This window comes from Halorubrum sp. SD626R, assembly GCF_001261915.1.
In the GTDB taxonomy this organism is placed as follows: Archaea; Halobacteriota; Halobacteria; order Halobacteriales; family Haloferacaceae; genus Halorubrum.
Window position 1 is genome coordinate 1 of the sequence record NZ_CVRT01000057.1, and the last position, 16,725, is coordinate 16,725.

The 16,725-nt window shown below is 73.1% G+C and carries 18 protein-coding genes; 11 read left to right on the plus strand and 7 right to left on the minus strand.

The features are described 5' to 3' along the window. Positions 1–76: 76 nt before the first annotated feature. From SD626R_RS05540 to dacZ, 3 genes are all read right to left on the minus strand, one after another. Positions 77–745, minus strand: a complete 669-nt coding sequence (locus tag SD626R_RS05540; protein ID WP_092564598.1) for a GNAT family N-acetyltransferase — start codon at positions 743–745, stop codon at positions 77–79. A 111-nt stretch (positions 746–856) separates the two neighbouring features. Beyond that, a complete protein-coding gene (locus tag SD626R_RS05545) occupies positions 857–1,645 on the minus strand; it encodes a mechanosensitive ion channel domain-containing protein (RefSeq protein WP_092564600.1) in 789 nt (262 codons plus the stop codon). Positions 1,646–1,651: 6 nt separating this feature from the next. After that, the gene (gene dacZ, locus SD626R_RS05550; protein WP_092564602.1) at positions 1,652–2,461 is read right to left on the minus strand and encodes a diadenylate cyclase DacZ; all 810 of its coding nucleotides are present in this window, start codon (positions 2,459–2,461) and stop codon (positions 1,652–1,654) included. A 167-nt stretch (positions 2,462–2,628) separates the two neighbouring features. On the opposite strand from dacZ, the gene SD626R_RS05555 reads away from it, so the two are divergent. Then, positions 2,629–3,735 (plus strand): aldo/keto reductase, encoded by a 1,107-nt coding sequence (locus SD626R_RS05555; RefSeq protein WP_092564604.1) that lies wholly within the window; start codon positions 2,629–2,631, stop codon positions 3,733–3,735. A gap of 117 nt (positions 3,736–3,852) precedes the next feature. On the opposite strand, the gene SD626R_RS16740 is transcribed toward SD626R_RS05555, so the two are convergent. Beyond that, a complete protein-coding gene (locus tag SD626R_RS16740) occupies positions 3,853–4,023 on the minus strand; it encodes an HVO_0758 family zinc finger protein (RefSeq protein WP_176697280.1) in 171 nt (56 codons plus the stop codon). Between the two features lie 172 nt (positions 4,024–4,195). Between SD626R_RS16740 and SD626R_RS05560 the strand changes: the two genes are divergently transcribed. From SD626R_RS05560 to SD626R_RS05570, 3 genes are all read left to right on the plus strand, one after another. Further along, positions 4,196–5,380: an MFS transporter gene (locus SD626R_RS05560; protein ID WP_092564606.1), complete on the plus strand. Its 1,185-nt coding sequence runs from the start codon at positions 4,196–4,198 to the stop codon at positions 5,378–5,380. Between the two features lie 112 nt (positions 5,381–5,492). Next, positions 5,493–6,692, plus strand: coding sequence for a glycosyltransferase family protein (locus SD626R_RS05565; protein ID WP_092564608.1), 1,200 nt, complete (start codon positions 5,493–5,495; stop codon positions 6,690–6,692). 3 nt (positions 6,693–6,695) lie between these two features. Further along, positions 6,696–7,283 carry a DUF7109 family protein gene (locus SD626R_RS05570; protein ID WP_092564610.1) on the plus strand — a complete coding sequence of 196 codons (588 nt, stop codon included), beginning with the start codon at positions 6,696–6,698 and terminating at the stop codon, positions 7,281–7,283. A 23-nt stretch (positions 7,284–7,306) separates the two neighbouring features. Here the strand turns inward: SD626R_RS05570 and SD626R_RS05575 are convergent, their stop codons facing one another. Next, positions 7,307–7,690 (minus strand): TlpA family protein disulfide reductase, encoded by a 384-nt coding sequence (locus SD626R_RS05575; RefSeq protein WP_092564612.1) that lies wholly within the window; start codon positions 7,688–7,690, stop codon positions 7,307–7,309. Positions 7,691–7,872: 182 nt separating this feature from the next. Between SD626R_RS05575 and SD626R_RS05580 the strand changes: the two genes are divergently transcribed. The 7 genes from SD626R_RS05580 (at position 7,873) to SD626R_RS05610 (ending at position 13,960) form a co-directional block, all read left to right on the plus strand. Further along, a complete protein-coding gene (locus tag SD626R_RS05580) occupies positions 7,873–8,790 on the plus strand; it encodes a PLP-dependent cysteine synthase family protein (protein WP_092564613.1) in 918 nt (305 codons plus the stop codon). A gap of 101 nt (positions 8,791–8,891) precedes the next feature. Further along, positions 8,892–9,287, plus strand: a complete 396-nt coding sequence (locus SD626R_RS05585; RefSeq protein ID WP_092564616.1) for a hypothetical protein — start codon at positions 8,892–8,894, stop codon at positions 9,285–9,287. Then, positions 9,284–9,880 carry an MOSC domain-containing protein gene (locus tag SD626R_RS05590; RefSeq protein ID WP_241996767.1) on the plus strand — a complete coding sequence of 199 codons (597 nt, stop codon included), beginning with the start codon at positions 9,284–9,286 and terminating at the stop codon, positions 9,878–9,880. The genes SD626R_RS05585 and SD626R_RS05590 overlap by 4 nt, the downstream gene beginning before the upstream one ends. Before the next feature lie 71 nt (positions 9,881–9,951). Continuing rightward, entirely contained in the window at positions 9,952–11,166 is a 1,215-nt protein-coding gene (locus SD626R_RS05595; protein ID WP_092564618.1) for a DUF3179 domain-containing protein, read from the plus strand. Next, the gene (locus tag SD626R_RS05600; RefSeq protein WP_092564620.1) at positions 11,156–11,797 is read left to right on the plus strand and encodes a hypothetical protein; all 642 of its coding nucleotides are present in this window, start codon (positions 11,156–11,158) and stop codon (positions 11,795–11,797) included. Before SD626R_RS05595 ends, SD626R_RS05600 begins: the two co-directional genes overlap by 11 nt. 119 nt (positions 11,798–11,916) lie before the next feature. Continuing rightward, positions 11,917–13,089: an MFS transporter gene (locus SD626R_RS05605; RefSeq protein ID WP_092564622.1), complete on the plus strand. Its 1,173-nt coding sequence runs from the start codon at positions 11,917–11,919 to the stop codon at positions 13,087–13,089. 85 nt (positions 13,090–13,174) lie between these two features. Continuing rightward, positions 13,175–13,960 carry a PHP domain-containing protein gene (locus tag SD626R_RS05610; protein ID WP_092564624.1) on the plus strand — a complete coding sequence of 262 codons (786 nt, stop codon included), beginning with the start codon at positions 13,175–13,177 and terminating at the stop codon, positions 13,958–13,960. Between the two features lie 2 nt (positions 13,961–13,962). On the opposite strand, the gene SD626R_RS05615 is transcribed toward SD626R_RS05610, so the two are convergent. Further along, the gene (locus SD626R_RS05615) at positions 13,963–16,044 is read right to left on the minus strand and encodes a peroxidase family protein (RefSeq protein ID WP_092564626.1); all 2,082 of its coding nucleotides are present in this window, start codon (positions 16,042–16,044) and stop codon (positions 13,963–13,965) included. A gap of 334 nt (positions 16,045–16,378) precedes the next feature. Next, positions 16,379–16,725 (minus strand): enolase C-terminal domain-like protein (locus SD626R_RS05620; protein ID WP_303645075.1); only part of this gene is annotated, 347 nt, incomplete at its 5' end.

The window sequence follows — 16,725 nt, forward strand, 5'->3', positions numbered from 1 at the left end:
CGGTTGCGGTGGCGGGGAGTCGGGGGTGGCGAGAAGCGTCGGTGGCGGGGAGCGCCGGGACCCCGGCTCGGACCGCTCAGTCGTCGGCCGGCGCGTGCGACCGGTCGGCTGCGGACGACTCGCCGGGGGCCGGCGCCGCGGGCCCCTCGCGCGCGAGCGGCGGCCAGCGGACCGCGGTCGCAACCGGGTCGTCGAGGTCGAGCGCCATCCGGAGGGCGTAGCTGCGCTCGACGAGCTCGAACCCCACGTTTCGGTAGACGCGGCGGGCGACGTGGTTCCCGGCCTCGACGTGGAGTTCGAGCCCGTCCCGGCCCGCGGCGGCGGCGTTCGCGATCACGTGTCGACAGAGCTCGGTCCCGACGCCGCGGCCCTGGGCCGTCGGGTGGACGAAGACGGCGAGCTCCGGGCGGGCCGCGTCGGTCGGGGCGTACATCGCGTGGCCGAGCACCTCGCCGTCGCACTCGGCGACGACGTTGCAGCCGTCGGCCAGCGTCGACCCGATCCACTCGGCCCGGCGCTCCCGCGTCACCGGCGGGAGCCCCTGCGCGCGGTCGTCGCCGTCGAACCCCTCGTACATCTCGGCGAGCGCTGCGGCGTCCGCCCGGACGGCCGGCCGGACCGTCCACCGGGCGCCCGCCTCGTCCACGAACCGGGGGCACCGCGGCGGGCAGTGGACCGTCCCCTCGCACTCGCTCCCGTTCCACCCCTCGCAGGCGACGGCGTCGGCGTCGTCGTCGCGGCTCATGGTCGGTCCTTCGTCGCCGGACGGCTTATACCGTGATAGGGACTCCCACGGAGTGGGAACGGTCGATGAACTCGGCGGCCGCCCGCTTCTCCCCCTCTCGCCCCCGCAGACTCACTCCCGGATCAGGACGATCCCGTCGCGGAACACCGAGTGGTTCGGGATCACGTGGTCCTCCCCGTCGGCCTCGATGTGCGTGACGAACAGGTCGACCTCCTGGACGATGCCGCGCTCGCCGGCCACCTTCACCTCGTCGCCGACGCCGTAGGGCTGCCGGAGGAGGAGGAACACCCCGGCGGCCGCGCTGGCGACGAGGTCCTTCGTGGCGAGCGCGGCGAAGAGGACGACCGCGAACGCGTACGCCGCGAGCAGCACGATCAGGGCGAGCGTCTGGACGCCCACCTGCCCGAGGGCGACGAGCGCGGCGACGTAGGCGACGCTGTACTTGACGAGCGGCGGCAACACGCCGAGCTCGGGGAGCTTGATCCCGCGGAGCCGTTCGGCGACGAGCAGCTCCGCCTTGTCGCCGACGACGACGCCGACGATCATGACGACCGCGGCGACGAAGAGGCGGGGGAGGAAGGAGGCGACCGAGGACCAGAACCGGTCGAGGTAGTTGACCTCGGCGACGGTCAGGGCGACGATGACGGCGACGGCGAGGATGAAGTAGCTGGACAGCCGCGCTAAGATTCGTACGGTCGACGTGTCGAACTCCCTGACGGTGCGCTCGAAGGCGGTCCCCTCTATCGCCTCGGGCACGCCCGCCCGGGTCAGCAGCCGCCTGTTGATCACGCCGACGAGGTACGCCGCGATCAGGCCGAAGACGAGCACGAACAGCGCGAGCCACGCCCGCTCGGGGACCCCCGCGACGAGCTCCCCGAGCGCGTTCGGTACCGCGGACATGGGCGATCAGTACTCCTCCGGATCGATCTCCAGGACGAGCTCGCCCGCCTTGAACGCTCGGACCAGCCCGTCCGACTCCGAGAGCACGATCGCGGTCGCGTTCGTGTCCCGGGTGATCGCGCCGCCGGCCATGTGGCGCGCGCCGAGCCCCTTCGGGATGTCGACGCCCTCCGCGCCCGGTTCGAGGTAGCGGTACGCGGAGACGATCTTCCCGGAGTCGGAGACGACGAACGCGCCGTCCAGCCGGGAGAACTCCTTTAACATCACGTTGACGATGGGGTCGCCGACGTGGACGTGCGACTTCTCGAAGGGGTTGTACGACAGCGGCCGGGACTTGTTCATCACCTTCCCCGCGTCGCCGACGACGAACAGCGCGCCCACCGGCTTGCCCTTCTGCCCCTTCTGTCCGAGCTCGATCGCGACCTCGAACACGTCGCGGATCACGCTCGGCTCGGCGCGGGAGTTGACGAACAGATCGTAGATCCCGGTGTGGACCGTCTCGTCGACGGTGACGCGGACCACGGCGTCCGACCCCCCGTCGAAGACGCTCGCGATGCAGACGACCTCGTCGCCCTCGGCCACCAGGTCGGCGTCCATCGCGCCCTCGATCCCGAACCGAATCCGGTCTTTCACGTTGTCGAACGGGAGGGGGAGCTCGACGAACACGTCGGCGTCGACGTCGTTGTCGGGGGCGACGACGACGATCTCCGCCTCGTCGTCCTCGAACCGGTCGTGGAAGGAGCTCGTCGGCGAGAACAGCAGGGCGGCGTCCGCGTCCTCGACGAGATCGGACAGGTGGTCGGTGAGCGAGGCCATTGTCAGAACTGACTCTCGGCCGACGTATAGTCGTTGCGTCGGCGTCGTGCGGGCGTCCGACACGACGCGGGGCGAGACCCGGCCCGGTCGTCACTCGACCCGCTCGTCACCCGACCCGCCCGTCGCCGCGCGACTTTTCCCGCCGCGGCGCCACCGGGCGGACGAACATGGCGACCCGCGACGCGCTCTGGGCCTACCGCGACGAGTTCGGCGACGCCTTCGGGCGCACGTACTTCCGGCGGTTCGGCCCCGGGGTGGCCTCCAGCGTCGGGATCGGGACTTACCTCGGCGACCCGACCGCCGCCGTCGACGACGCCTACCGCGAGGCGATCGGGCTCGCGCTCCGCTCCGGCGTGAACCACGTCGACACCGCGGTCAACTACCGCTGCGGGCGGGCCGAGCGCGTCGTCGGCGAGGCGGTCCGCGACTCGCCGATCGACCGCGACGCGGTCGTGGTGACGACGAAGGGCGGGTTCCTCCCGTTCGACGGCGAGCGCCCCGCCGACCCGGCGGCGTACGTCCGCGACCGCTTCCTCGGGGCCGGCATCGTCGACGCCGACGAGCTCGCGAACGGCGCTCACGCGATCGCGCCCGACTACCTGGAGTGGTCGCTCGACCGCTCCCTGGATCGACTGGGGCTCGACGCGGTCGACTGCTTCTACGTCCACAACCCGGAGACCCAGCTCGCGGCCCGCTCCCGCGAGGCGGTGTACGACCGGCTGGAGGCCGCCTTCGAGGCGCTGGAGCGCCGACGCGTCGCCGGCGACGTCGGGGCGTACGGCGTCGCGACGTGGGACGCCTTCCGCGTGCCCGAGGGCGACGACCGGTACCTCTCGCTCGCCGAGGTCCTCGCGCGGGCCGAGGCCGCCGGCGAGGCGGTCGGCCGGGGCGACGACCACGGGTTCGAGGCGATACAGCTCCCGTTCAACGTGGCGATGGCGGACGCGTTCACGCGGCGGAACCACCGCCCGCCGGACGCCGGCGCCGACCCGATCTCGGCCCTCGAATTCGCCCACGAGGCCGGGCTCTCCGCGGTGACGAGCGCGAGCATCGGCCAGGGCGAACTGGCGCGCGAGGGCGCGATCCCCGCCGACATCGACGCGACGCTCGCGGGGGAGACGCCCGCCCAGCGCGCGCTCAACTTCGCCCGGAGCGCGCCGGGCGTCACCGCCTCGCTCGTGGGCGCGAGCGACCTCGATCACGTCCGCGAGAACGTCGCCGCCGGCACCTTTGACCCGCTCGGCGCGTCGGCGTTCGACGCCGTCTTCGAGTGAGCGCGCCGCTCCGCGGACGCGAGCGAGGAGGGGGAAAACGAGTCGGGGGAGGACGGGCGGGGACGCGTCGGGACCGAGGCGAAGCTCGTCGGGAGCCGGCGACGCCGGCGCGTCGGCCTAACGAAGCTCCTTGTAGGTCGCCTCGCACTCGGGGCACACCCGGACCGAGAACACCTCGTCGGGGTCGTTCTGCTTTTTCAGCACCTGCTCGCAGTCGGCGCAGTTCAGGCGCTCGTAGGTGTCTTTAAACAGGTCGCCGTCGCGGAGCCCCTTTCGCGTCGATTTCATGTGTCCGGCTTGAACGCGTGTGGGTATAAAAACCTCGTACGACGCGAGTCGGACGAGAGGGGGGAGCCCCGCCCCGCGGTTCGACGTGCGCGGTTCGGCGGTCCGACGCACCCGCCTCCCCGGCGCGCCTCGCTTTCGCAACGCTTGTCTCCGGGCGTCGTGAAGACCGCCCGTGTCACGGACTCGGCTGTTCGGCTCGCTGTGTGCCTTCGTCTTCCTCGTCAACTTCGCGCGCGTCGTGTTCGCGCCGCTCGTGGGCGAGTTCATCGCCGAGTTCGCGATCGGCGAGGGGACCGCGGGGCTCATCGTCACGCTCGCGTGGCTCGGCTCCGCGGCCCCGCGGCTCCCGGCCGGGTGGGCGCTCACTCGGTTCTCTCGGCGCCTGGTCATCGTGACCTCGGGGGCGGTGCTGACGCTCGGCGCGCTCGGCGTCGCGCTCGCGCCCGGCGTGCCGACGCTGATGGCCGCCGCGTTCGCGATCGGCCTGGCGTCCGGCGTCTACTTCGTCGCCGCGAACCCGTTCGTCTCCGAGCTGTTCCCGGAGCGGGTCGGGCGCGCGATGGGGGTCCACGGGACCGCGAGCCAGCTCGCCGCGGTCGCCGCCGCGCCGGTCGTCACGGTCGCGCTCTGGTACGACTGGCGGCTCGCCTTCTACGGGCTCGCGGTCGCCGCGGCCGCGACGACGGTCGCCTTCGTCGCCCTCGCCTCGCGGACGGACCTCCCCGACGCCGGCGCGGGCGACACCGACTTCCTCGGGGGCGCGCGCTCCGAGTGGAAGCTCATCCTGACGGCCGTCGTCCTGATGGGGCTCACCGGGTTCGTCTGGCAGGGCCTGTTCAACTTCTACGAGCTGTACATGGTCGACAAGGAGCTCGCGCCGGCGACCGCGCGGAACCTCCTGACGGTGATCTTCGCCGCGGGCGTCCCCGCCTTCCTCGTCTCGGGCTACCTCGCCGACCGACTCCCGCACGTGCCGTACCTGCTCGGGATCGTCTCCGCGTTCGTCGGGGGCGTCGTCCTCGTCGTCGTCTCCGGGGGGATCGCCGCCGTCGTCGCCGCCAGCGTCGCCGTCGGCTTCGCGATTCACATGCTGTTCCCCGCGATGGACACCTACCTGCTCGCGTCGCTGCCGGACGAGTCCCGCGCGTCGGCGTACGCCGTCTACTCCGCCGGGATGATGTCGACGCAGGCGGCCGGCTCGTGGGCCGTCGGGGAGGCGATCGAGGCGGGCGTCGCCTACGACACTGTCTTCCTCTCGCTCGCCGGGGGGCTCGGGGCGGTCGTCGTCGCCTACGCCGTCCTGGAGCGCGCGGGTCGCGTCCCGGGCGGCGCGGCGGGCGCGGAGCCGGCGGCGTGAGCGTCGGCGGACGGCGGCAAGAGCCCGTGTGCGGATCGCGCCCGCCGCCCCCTGTCGGCACGGACCACGGGTATCGCACCTATTTAGGTCGTCCCGCCCGTGTACGGTGATAATGGAGTACGTCCAAGAGCGCGTGACGACGCTGCACGCGTTGACCGACCACCGGCCGGCCGCCCCCGCCGGCCGGGCGGCGGTCGTGGTGCCGATGACGGAGCGCGAGTACGGCACGCTCGCGGCCGAGCGCGTCCTCTCGGCGCTGGAGACGGTCGACCCCGCCCGCGTGATCGTCCCCCTCCGAGCCTCGGCGGAGCGGGTCGGTCCCTTCGCCCGGTGGCTGGCCGGCTTCGACCTCGACGTGGAGACGCTCTGGTGCGGCGGCCCCCGGCTCTCGGAACTGCTCGCCGACCGCGGCCTCGACGGCGACCGCGGGAAGGGCCGCGACGTGTGGCTCGGCCTCGGCCGCGCGCTGGAGGAGGAGTACGTCGTCGTCCACGACGCCGACACGAAGACGTACTCGCCGGCGTTCGTCGACCGCCTGCTGTTCCCGGTCGCGAACGGCCACGCGTTCTCGAAGGGGTACTACGCCCGCGTCGAGGACGGCGCGCTGTACGGCCGGCTGTTCCGGCTGTTCTTCCGGCCGCTCGTCCGCGCGCTCGCTGACGCCACCAAGCGCCGCGAGGCGGGCGTGATCGAGTACCTCGACGCCTTCCGGTACGCGCTCGCCGGGGAGTTCGCGGCGACGACGGAGCTCGTCTCGAAGCTTCGCGTCCAGCGCGGGTGGGGGCTTGAGGTCGGCACGCTCGGCGAGGCGTTCGCGCACGCCGGCTTCGCGGGGAGCGCGCAGGTCGATCTCGGTCGCTACGAGCACGACCACCGCTCCGTCGACGGGCCGACCGGCCTCGCCGACATGAGCCGGGCCGTCGGCGAGGCGACCCTCCGCGCGGTCGAGGACGGCGGCGTCGCCGTCGACTACGACGGGATCGCCGACCGCTACCGGGAGGCGGCCGAGCGGCTGATCGACGGCTACGAGACCGACGCCGCGTTCAACGGGCTCGACTACGACCGCGACGACGAGCGCTCGCAGGTCGCGACGTACGCCGACGCCCTCGGGGAACCGGGGCCCGACACCCGCCTCCCGGCGTGGCGCGACGCGCCGGTCACGCCCGCCGAGGTCGCGGCGGCGGCCCGGGCGGACCTGGCGGAGACGACCGACGACGCGGCCGGTGCGGTGATCGGCGACGCCGACGTCCGCGGGAACGGCCACCGGCCGCCGGCGGACCCGCCCTCCGACCCCGCCCCCGGGGAGGACTGACCGATGACGGAGGGAGGCGAACCGGGCGGTTCCGCGGCGAACTCCGCCGCCGACGCGCCGAGCGTGGCCGCGCGCGACGACCTCGCGGGCGTCGTCGACCTGTTCGGCTGGCTCACCCGCGCGGAACTCGCGCGCGCGCTCTCGGAGCTCGCGTTCAAGCGACGGACCGAGGTCGACGACGACGCCATCGCGGCCGCGATCGACGTCGCCGTCGCGGAGTACGCGCTGGTGCCCGCCCCGCCGGAGGCGATCGACGAGGCCGGCGGCGGGTCGACCGCCGTCGCCGACCCGGACGGCGGCGACGACGCCGACGAGGTCGCCCTCGCGGTGGGTCCCGCCGCGTTCCCGTCGCTGCCCGAGGGCGCGTCGGACCTCCCGCACATCCTCGACGTGCCCGAGCGCGGCGTGGACCGCGAGGCGCTCTCGGGGGCGGTCCTCGCGCGCCTCTCAGAGGACGCGGTCGCGGCGATCAACGTCGGCGACGCCGATCGGCTGGAGGTCCTCGCCGACGTGACCTACGATATCGAGGCGTGGGCGCCCGTGGACGCGGGAGACGTTCGCGAGCGGATCGTCGCGGAGCTGGACTCGTAAGCGGAGCGAAACACCGCCCCGACTCAGGCGCTCGCCCCGACCTCGGCGAGCTCCCGCGCGAGGAACTCGGCGATCGAGGCGTCCGCCTCCTCGACGAAGCGGGCGAGCTCCTCGCCGTCGGCGCCCTCGACGACGACGGTCGGGATCAGCTCGATGCCGTACTCGTCGACCCCTTCGCCCTCCTTCCCGTTCGGTCCCTTCGTGACCGGGAAGTCCTCGATCCGATCTCCGGGAACCCCGGCCGCGTCGAGCGCGGCCGCGAACGCCGGGAGCTGGCGCTGACAGTCGCCGCACCAGTCGCCGCCCCACACCTTGTACCGGTAGTCGCCGGCCCCGAGCGCCGCCAGGACCTCGTCGTCGACCGCGTCGCCGTCGGCCCCGTCGGGCGCGAGCGTTTCGAGCGTCATACCCTCGAATACGCCGGGGATGCTTGTAAACCGCGCGTCGGTGGCAACCGCGACGTGGACGCGCGGGAACGGCGCGGGCGGGAACGGCGCGGAAGCGGCGTCGCGAGGGACGGGGCTCCGCGGGGCGCGCGTCTTGCCGCGGTCCGTCGGGCATTTGAGCCTCGGTCCCGTTCGTTCGCGCAATGGACGACGACGTGCTGGAGGGGCTCGGCTCGCCGCTGGTACGGGTCGACTCCCCGCCGGCGACGACGGTGGCCGCGAAGGTCGAGTCGCGCAACCCCGGCGGCTCCGCCAAGGACCGGCCGGCGCGGTACATGGTCGAGGCGGCCGAGGAGTCGGGCGAACTGGAGCCCGGCGACGGAATCGTCGAGCCCACCTCGGGCAACACCGGCATCGGGCTGGCGATGGTCGGCGCCGTGAAGGGGTACGACGTGACGCTCGTGATGCCGGACGGGAAGTCGATGGAGCGCCGCCGGATCATGCGCGCGTACGGCGCCGACCTCGAAATCGTCGACGGAGATATCTCCGCGGCCAAGGAGCGCGCCGACGAGCTCGAGACCGAGGCGGGGATGGTCCAGCTCCGCCAGTTCGAGAACCCCGCGAACCCGCGGGCGCACTACGAGACGACCGGCCCCGAGGTCGTCGAGCAGGTCGCCGACCGGACCGTCGACGCGCTCGTCGCCGGCGTCGGGACCGGCGGCACCCTCTCCGGGATCGGTCGGCGCCTCCGCGAGGAATTTCCCGACGTGCGGATCGACGCGGTCGAGCCCAGTGACAACGCCGTCCTCTCCGGCGGCGAGCCCGGGAACGACGCGTTCCAGGGGATGGGACCGGGATTTGTCGCGCCGAACCTCGACGTCGACCTCGTCGACGAGGTACACACCGTCGGCATCGACGAGGCCGAGGCCGAGTGCCGCCGGCTCGCCCGCGAGGAGGGGATCCTCGTGGGGCAGTCCTCGGGCGCCTCGAACCTCGCGGCGAAGGCGGTCGCCGACGAACTCCGCGAGTCGGGTGCGTACGCGGGCGACGAACCCCTCGTCGTCACCGTGTTCTGGGACAGCGGCGAGCGGTACCTCTCCGCGGGCACGTTCGACGAGTAGGACGGCCGAGCGTCGCCGCGTCGGCGTGTCGATCGCGTCGCCGTCCAGTCGACTGACCGCCGGACCCGAACGTTGAGTAGCGTCCGACCCTCAGCGAAGCCATGAGCACCCACGCCGCGACCCCCGACGACGACCCCGACGGGTCGGCCGCCGAGCCGTCCGACCGCCGATTCGACGGCCCGTGGCTCCTCGTCCTCGCCGTCGCCGCCGGCGGGTGGACCGTCCTCTACGCGCTCGACTGGGCGCTCCTCTCCGCCGGCACCCCGGTCGGCGCCGCCGTCGCCTTCGCCCACGGCTACCTCCTCGCCCCGCTCGCGACCGCCGCGGTGCTCCTCGACGCGCTGTCGCTGGATGAGCGCGGCGTCGCCGATTTCGGGCTTTTCAAATGGCTGTACGTGCTGGCCTCGCTGGTCGCGCCCCCGGTCGGCGCCGTCTACTACGCGCACCGCGAGTGGCTGAAACCGGGCGATCCGGACCTTCTCGGAGGGACGCCGTGAGCGGGGAAGGCGGCGCGAGCGGTGAGGGCGGCGCGAGCGGCGTCGTCCGAAGCCTCGTCACGGCGCCCGAGGCCGGCGCGTCGCCAGAGCTCCGGGAGGCGGTCTCGATCCGGCCGGACGGCGTCGAGGGCGACCGCTACCGCAGCGGCGACGGGCACTTCGAGCTTGACGGCTGCGCCGTCACGCTCGTCGCCGCCGAGGCGCTCGACGCGGTCCGCGCGGAGACCGGAATCGACGTCTCCGACGGTCGCCACCGCCGGAACGTCGTCGTCGAGGGGTTCGGCCCGGAAGCGGACGACCTGCTGGAGGCGACCGTCGCGGTCGGCGACGCGCGCCTGCGCCCGACCCGACGCCGGCCGCCCTGCGCCCGCGTGGAGGAGCTAGCGGGCGAGGCCGGGCTCGCGTCGGCGCTCCGGAACCGCGGCGGGCTCTGCTGTGACGTCGTCGAGCCGGGGCGCGTCGCCGTCGGCGACGCGGTGACCGTCGCGGACCCGGACCCGCGGACCGCGGGCGACGCCATCGCAGCGCGGCTGCGCGAGCGTTCGGAGGGCGGGTCCGGCCCCTCGGACCCCTCGGGCGACGCGACCGACTGAGCCGGTCCGGCTGTGTGTGACGATCACACCCGCGCTTCGATCTTTATACCGTCGAGCCCGGAGCGTGGCGTATGAAACGCTCTCGTCGGTCCGCGCTGGCCGGTCTCGCGGCGGTCGGCGGCGCCGGGGTCGCCGGCTGTCTCGGCGGCGTCGTCCGCGACTCGTTCGGCGGCGAGGTGAGCGACGGGGACGGAGCGGGCGACGGCGCGGGCGGGAACGGAGACGGAAGCGGCGGCGATAGCGAACGCGACAGCGACGGCGAACGCGTCGACGGGTCGGACGCCGGCGGCCGCCCACCGACCGTCGAGGCCGACTACCACCTCGCGTACGAGGCCGACGAACTGCGCTCGGAGGCGCTCAGCGGCGGGGTCGGCAAGGACGGGATCCCGTCGATCGACGAGCCCTCGTTCCGGCCGATCGGGGAGGTGAACTACGCCGAGGGGATCCCGGTGTTCGGCGTCGCGCGCGACGGGGAGGCGAAGGCGTACCCGCGACACGTACTCTCCCGTCACGAGATCGTCAACGACGAGATCGGCGGCGAGTCGGTCGCGGTCACCTACTGCCCGCTCACCGGCACGGCCCAAGGGTTCCGCCGCGGCGATACGACGTTCGGCGTGTCGGGGCGGCTCGTCAACTCGAACCTGATCATGTACGACCGGGCCACTGACAGTTGGTGGCCGCAGATGCTCGCCACGGGGATCGACGGGCCGATGGCCGGGGGGACGCTCGACGAGTTCCGGGTCGTGTGGACGACGGCGAACGCGTGGGCGGAGCGCCACCCGGAGTCGCTCGTCATGACCGACGAGACCGGGTACGTCCGGCGCTACGAGAGCGACCCGTACGGGAGCTACGCCCCGCTCGGCGGCTACTACGCGAAGGAAGCGACGCTGTTCCCGCCGCTCTCGTCGCCCGACGAGGGCCACCCGAAGTCGGTCGTCATCGGGGCTCGGACCGAGGCGGGTGCAGTCGCGTTCGACAAGGCGACGCTGCTCGCGGACCGGGTCCTGACCGGGAGCGTCGCCGACGGCGACGGCGGCGAGGAGCGCGTCGTCGCCGTCGCGGATCCGGGACTTTTTACGGGGTACGTCTATCGTAATCCCGACGGTCTGACGGTCGAGCCGGACGGCGACGCGTACCGAGTCGACTCGGAGGGCGGCGGGTTCGCGGCGGCCGACCTCCCGCTGGAGCCGGTGCTCGCGCTCGACGCGATGTGGTTCGCGTGGGCCGGCTTCTACCCCGACACCGCGTTCGTCGGCGAGCACACGGGGGCGGGGGATGGCCGCTGAGACCGCCGGGCCGACGGACTCGCCGGCGGCGCGGGCGGTCGGACTCCTCCGCCGGACCGGGTTCGCCGTCCGCGCGGCGCTCGGCCGGCGCGACGGCCGGGTCACGGCGGGGGTCGTCGCGGTCGCGTACGCCCTCGCGTACGGCGTCGGCGTCGGGCACCTCGGGCTCCGTGGCCCCGCGAGGGGAAGCGCGACCGGTCCGGGGCCCGTCGTCGAGGTGGCCGTCGCGAGCGACCCGCTCGCGCTCCTGACGCGGCGGGTCGGCCCCTTCCAGTACGAGCCCGTCGCGCTGGTGACGGTCGGGCCCGTCGAATATCTGTTCGCGCCGGTCAACGCCGCCATCGGGCTCGGTCTCGCCGCGCTCGTCGGCGCGACCCTCGCGGTGTCCGTGGTCGCGCGGCGCGGCCCCGCGGCCTGCCGGCTCGGGGCCGGGGCGGGCGCCGCCGCCGGGGTGCCCGGGATCCTCTCGGGGTTCGCCTGCTGCGGCCCGACGCTCCTGCTCGCGATCGGGGTCCAGGCCTCGGCGGGACTGCTCGCGGTGCTAGGATGGTTCCTCCCGCTGTCGGCCGCGGGGCTCGTCGCGACGTTGCTGTGGGTCGGGAGCCGGGTCGACCCGGACGCCGTCGGGTGAATCGCGAAGGCGCCGGGGGCGGGCGAGGGCGCGCGAGACCGAGGCCGGAGCCGGCCGCCGCGTCCCGAACCGAAAGCGTTGAGCGCCGACCGCCCCGACGACTCGCCAATGAGCGTCGGATGAGCTGGGGGTACCGCCACACGGTGCTGTCGCTGTGTATGCTCGCGTTCCTGGTGACGTACTTCGCCAGGCTGGCGATCAGCCCCGTCGTCCCGCTGATCGTCGACGACTTCGCGGTGTCGAACACCGCCATCGGGGTCGCGCTCTCCGGGATGTGGCTGGCGTACGGCGCCGCCCAGTTCCCGAGCGGCGTGCTCGCGGACCGGTACGGCGAGCGGCTCGTGATCCTCGTCGCCGTCGGCGGCACCGCGGCGATGAGCGTCGTGCTCGCGTTCGCTCCGGTCTTCCCCCTGTTCGTGCTGGCGGCGGTGCTCCTCGGGCTCGTCGCCGGGCTCCACTACGCGGTGGCGACGACGCTGCTCTCGCGGACCTTCGACGACCTCGGGACCGCGATCGGGCTCCACTCGGTCGGCGGCCCCCTCGCCGGGCTCGTCGCGCCCGTCGCCGCGGCGTGGGTGGGGGTCCGGTACGGCTGGCGGCCCGCGGTCGCGCTGGCCGCGCTGGTCGGCGCGCCGGTGTTCCTGCTGTTCGCGTGGCGCGTCCGGCCGACCGAGCCGCGGCGCCCGGACCAGCCGATGCGGGAGCGGTTCGCGCTCGCGCCGCTCGTCGAGCTCCTCTCGCGGCCGAGCGTCCTCCTCCCGCTGTTCGTCGCGATGACCGGCACCTACGTCGTCCAGGGCGTGATGTCCTTCCTCCCGACGTTCCTGGTCGAGTTCCGCGACTACTCGCCGTCGTTCGCGGCCGGGGTGTTCTCGGCGTTCTTCGTCGTGCGCGCCGTCGCGCAGGTGGGGCTCGGGCGGCTCTCCGACTTGGCGGGCCGCGACACGGCCATCGGCGGGGCGATGCTCGCGGGCGCGGTCGGCACCGCCGCGTTCGTCCTCGGTCCCGGGCTCGCCGGCGTCGCGGTCGGCGTGTTGTTGGCCGGCTCCGGCGCGAGCTTCTTCTCGGCGATCGACCCGCGGTTCATGGACGCGCTGAGCGACGCGGAGCGCGGCGCCGGGTTCGGGCTCGTCCGGACCGTCTACACCGTGATCGGCTCCACGGGCTCGTTCGGCGTCGGGCTCGCGGCCGACCTCTTCGGGTGGGGCGTCTCCTTCGCGATCCTGGCGGCCCTGTTCGGCGTCACGTTCGCCGTGCTCGTCGCGAACCGGGCGCTCGGGACGGGGTACTGACCGCAGGCGAGCGACGGGAACGGCCCGCGTCCGAGCGGCGACGGCGACCCGAAGCTACGAGTCCGCGCGCGACGTACGGACCCGCGTGTACGACCTCCACGCTCACACGAACTACTCGGACGGGGCGTTCCTGCGGTGGATGGTCGAGGCCGCGGCCGACGCGGGCCTCGACGGGATCGGGTTCGCCGATCACTGCAACGTCTCGCCCGAGGCCGGCGCGAGGCGGTACCGGCGCGCGCTCGGGTTCAACCTCGACCTGACGTACGAGCGGCGCCGGACGGCGATCGAGGAGGTCCGCGCGGAGACCGAGGTCGACGTGTTCGACGCCGTGGAGATGGACTACGACCCCAATCACGAGGCGGTGATCGCCGACTTCCTCGACGAGGCCGGCTTCGACTACGCGGTCGGCAGCGTCCACGAGCTCGACGGCGCGAACGTCCACGCGCGCTCGCACTTCGCCGACAAGCCGGACGACGAGCTGCGCGCTCTCGTCGACCGGTACTTCGAGAAGCTGGTGGCGCTGATCGACTCGGAGCTGTTCGCGGTCGCCGCGCACCCGGACCTGATCGAGCGCAACCCGCACCTCCGCGGGTTCGGGACCGAGGACCACTACGGCGCGGTCGCCGACGCCCTCCGCGAGTCGCGGACCGTCCCCGAGATCAACGCCGGTCGGCTGCTCGACGACTACGGGGAGTTCCACCCCGCCCCGGCGTTCCTCGACCGCCTCGTCGACGCCGGCGTCCGGGTGACGGTCGGGACCGACAGCCACGAGCCGGACGAGATCGCGCCCCGCCTCCGCGAGATCGAAGCCGAACTGGACCGGCGGGGACTCGACCCGGTGGGGATCGAGGGGCTAGTCGACGGCGACTGACCTCAGGCGTACACCCGTCGCGTGCTCGCCTCGCCGTCGGGCGCGAGGAGCGTCACGACGTCGCCCTCGTCGTTGAGCGCGGCGGCCCCCCGGTCCAGGTAGATATCGCCCGCGCCGTCGCTCCCGCTCCCGACGTGGACCGTGAGCGTCGCGCCGGGCGCGACCGTCGTCGCCGGGAGGGGGTCGCGCTGGCCGCCCAGGTCGAGGACGTAGCCGTCGAGGTCGGCCGGCTCGGCCGCGTCGTTCCGGAGGGTCACCGACTCGTCGGTCGGGGCGTCGGCGGAGGCGGCGCCGGGGTCGACGGACTCGATCACCAGCCCGTCCGGGTTCGCCTCGTCGGCGAACGCGGTCAGGTCCGCGAGCGTGTACCCGTCGGTCGGCGTGAGCCGCGGCAGCGACGGCTCCCAGCCGTCGGGCGCGGCGTTCGGGTAGGCGGTCTCGTCGAGCTCTATGAGCCCGATAAGCGTCTCGGCGACGATCCGGCTGCCGACCGCGCCGAGCCGCTCGCCGTCCGCCTGGTAGCGCGCCTCGTCGAGGACGTAGTACCACAGGGGGGCGTCGGGGTCGGCGCCGCGCTCGCGTCGCCGGAGCGCCTCGACGATGGGCGAGTCGTCGCCGAACTCCTGGTTACCGATCGGGTCGATCCCCATCCGACGCGCCACGTCCTGCCCGGAAGCGAGCCCGAGCGCCTCGCCGCGGAGCAGGTTCCGCAGCGCGAGCGAGTCCTCGCCGGGCATCGGGAGGTCGAACAGCGCCGGCGCGAGGAGCGGGTCGATCTTGCGCGCGTGCTGGTAGTCGCCGTCCCCGGTGTCGAGCAGGCGCGTCCAGTCGACGACGAGGTCGCTTTCGACGGGACCGAAACCGCGGAGCGTCGGCGTGTCGCCCATGCCGGAGGGGAACAGCGGGACGTTCCCGGACGCCTCGTTCACGTCGTACTCGTGGCGGATCATGCTGTGGCCGAACCGGTAGGCGGCCCCCGCGAACTCGACCGCGATGGCGGGGTCGGACCCCTCCGGGAGGAAGAACTCCCGGCCGTTCCGCTCGACGTCGTCGAGCACGTATCGGTCGCAGATCCGCGGGAGCAGATCGTGGCGCACGAGCCACTGGTAGTGCCACCTGACGAGCCGCTGTGCGGCCTCCAGCACGCCCTCGTCGTCCTCGATCAGCGACGCGCCGGGGCCGCGGAGGTGGTCGACGACCCGGTTGTGGAAGTTCACGAACGCGAGTTGGAGCTGGGAGACGACGACGTTCTCGTCGTTTCGGGGGTCGCCGATCAGCGCCCGCCCCTGCCCGTTCCGCTGGAGGTCGGTGCCGGGCAGCCCGTCGGCGCGGTCGCCGATCCCCTCCGCCTCCCCGGTGATCAGGTGGGCCTCGTCGCCCTCGTGGTCGTAGAGGTACGGCGCCGTCTCGCTCCCGTGGCGGTAGACGGAGTCGAGGTCGAGCGCGGGGGTCCGGAAGTTCCGGAGCGCCGCGGGGTCGTTCCGCCGGTCGATGTCGGAGGTCGGGTCGAAGGTGATGTCGTGGTCGACGAACTGGGCGAAGATCCCGTACGCCGCCGGCGTCTCGGCGTCGCCGACCGGGTCGTCCGCGGGCTCCATCATCGGCGCGTCCGTCCCGTCGTCGCCCGCGCCGCCGAGCGTCCGCAACAGCGCCTCGTCGCGCTCGTACACGTCGAGCCGGGGGAACTGGGTGTAGAAGCGGTGGCTCCTGATCGGACCCATTTCGGTGCACGCCGCCTCGTTCATTCCCCGGTGCTCGATACCGCCGTGCATCGCGACCGACGGGGCAGCGACGACGAGCCGGAGGCCGGCGCCGTCCCCGCGGTCGACCCGCTCCCGCCGCCGGACGCGCTCCTCGGCGCCGCCGCGCATCGGGTTCCGCACGGTGAACGTCACCTCGTCGGCGTCGAGCGCTCCCCCGTCGACGACCCCGTCCGACTCGATCACGAACGCCCCGTCGCCGTCGGTGGTCCAGTGGCCGACCGGCTCGTCCGTCCCCCGTCGCTCTCCAACGATGATGCGTCCCGACAGCGGCTCCTCGTCCCCGTCGACGACCCGTCCCCTGAGCTGTGTTCCCGCGGACATACCGATACCCGTCAACGGGAAAATATAACAATTTTTCTAAATAAATTGTGAACGCGTTGTATACCGGATTATATTGCTGGTTGCGCTCGGATCGTCGCGCTTGGCGTCGGGGACGGTGGAGTAGCGGCGCGTTCCGAGTGCCGGGTCCCGCGACGGGTGCGGGGCGTCGGGAAGAATATCAGGTCTGGAGAATATCGACGCCGACAGACAAGTCCGCCACGAGACCCGTTCTCGTCACGCGGGCGATTCGTCCATCGCACCCGACGAAACTACGCCTCGACGAAGCTAGGCTTCGTCGAACACCGGCCGACTTCGTCGGCCGAGCCTGACCCGGCTACGCCGGGTCAAACAACGTCTCGCCCTCGACCATATGCGCCTCGACGGCGTCCATGTCGAGCGTGAGGCCGATCCCGGGTTTCTCCGGGACCTCGATGTAGCCGTCCTTGATGACGTCCTCCTCGACGAGGTCCTCCCACCAGCCGAGCTCGTAGGAGTGGTACTCGATCGCGAGCGAGTTCGGTATCGAGGTGCCGACGTGCGCCGCCGCCATCGTCGCGATCGGGGAGGCGACGTTGTGCATCGCGACCGGGACGTAGTACTGGTTCGCCACGTCGGCGATCTTGCGGGTCTCGCGCATCCCGCCGACCTTCGGCAGGTCGGGCGCGACGATGTCGACCGCCT

Coding starts and splice junctions, on each gene's coding strand:
- SD626R_RS05600 (WP_092564620.1), top strand. CDS start 11,156: ATGGCCGCTGAGACCGCCGGGCCGACGGACTCGCCGGCGGCGCGGGCG.
- SD626R_RS05585 (WP_092564616.1), top strand. CDS start 8,892: ATGAGCACCCACGCCGCGACCCCCGACGACGACCCCGACGGGTCGGCC.
- SD626R_RS16740 (WP_176697280.1), bottom strand. CDS start 4,023: ATGAAATCGACGCGAAAGGGGCTCCGCGACGGCGACCTGTTTAAAGAC.
- SD626R_RS05580 (WP_092564613.1), top strand. CDS start 7,873: ATGGACGACGACGTGCTGGAGGGGCTCGGCTCGCCGCTGGTACGGGTC.
- SD626R_RS05570 (WP_092564610.1), top strand. CDS start 6,696: ATGACGGAGGGAGGCGAACCGGGCGGTTCCGCGGCGAACTCCGCCGCC.
- dacZ (WP_092564602.1), bottom strand. CDS start 2,461: ATGGCCTCGCTCACCGACCACCTGTCCGATCTCGTCGAGGACGCGGAC.
- SD626R_RS05545 (WP_092564600.1), bottom strand. CDS start 1,645: ATGTCCGCGGTACCGAACGCGCTCGGGGAGCTCGTCGCGGGGGTCCCC.
- SD626R_RS05575 (WP_092564612.1), bottom strand. CDS start 7,690: ATGACGCTCGAAACGCTCGCGCCCGACGGGGCCGACGGCGACGCGGTC.
- SD626R_RS05540 (WP_092564598.1), bottom strand. CDS start 745: ATGAGCCGCGACGACGACGCCGACGCCGTCGCCTGCGAGGGGTGGAAC.
- SD626R_RS05615 (WP_092564626.1), bottom strand. CDS start 16,044: ATGTCCGCGGGAACACAGCTCAGGGGACGGGTCGTCGACGGGGACGAG.
- SD626R_RS05555 (WP_092564604.1), top strand. CDS start 2,629: ATGGCGACCCGCGACGCGCTCTGGGCCTACCGCGACGAGTTCGGCGAC.
- SD626R_RS05595 (WP_092564618.1), top strand. CDS start 9,952: ATGAAACGCTCTCGTCGGTCCGCGCTGGCCGGTCTCGCGGCGGTCGGC.
- SD626R_RS05605 (WP_092564622.1), top strand. CDS start 11,917: ATGAGCTGGGGGTACCGCCACACGGTGCTGTCGCTGTGTATGCTCGCG.
- SD626R_RS05565 (WP_092564608.1), top strand. CDS start 5,493: ATGGAGTACGTCCAAGAGCGCGTGACGACGCTGCACGCGTTGACCGAC.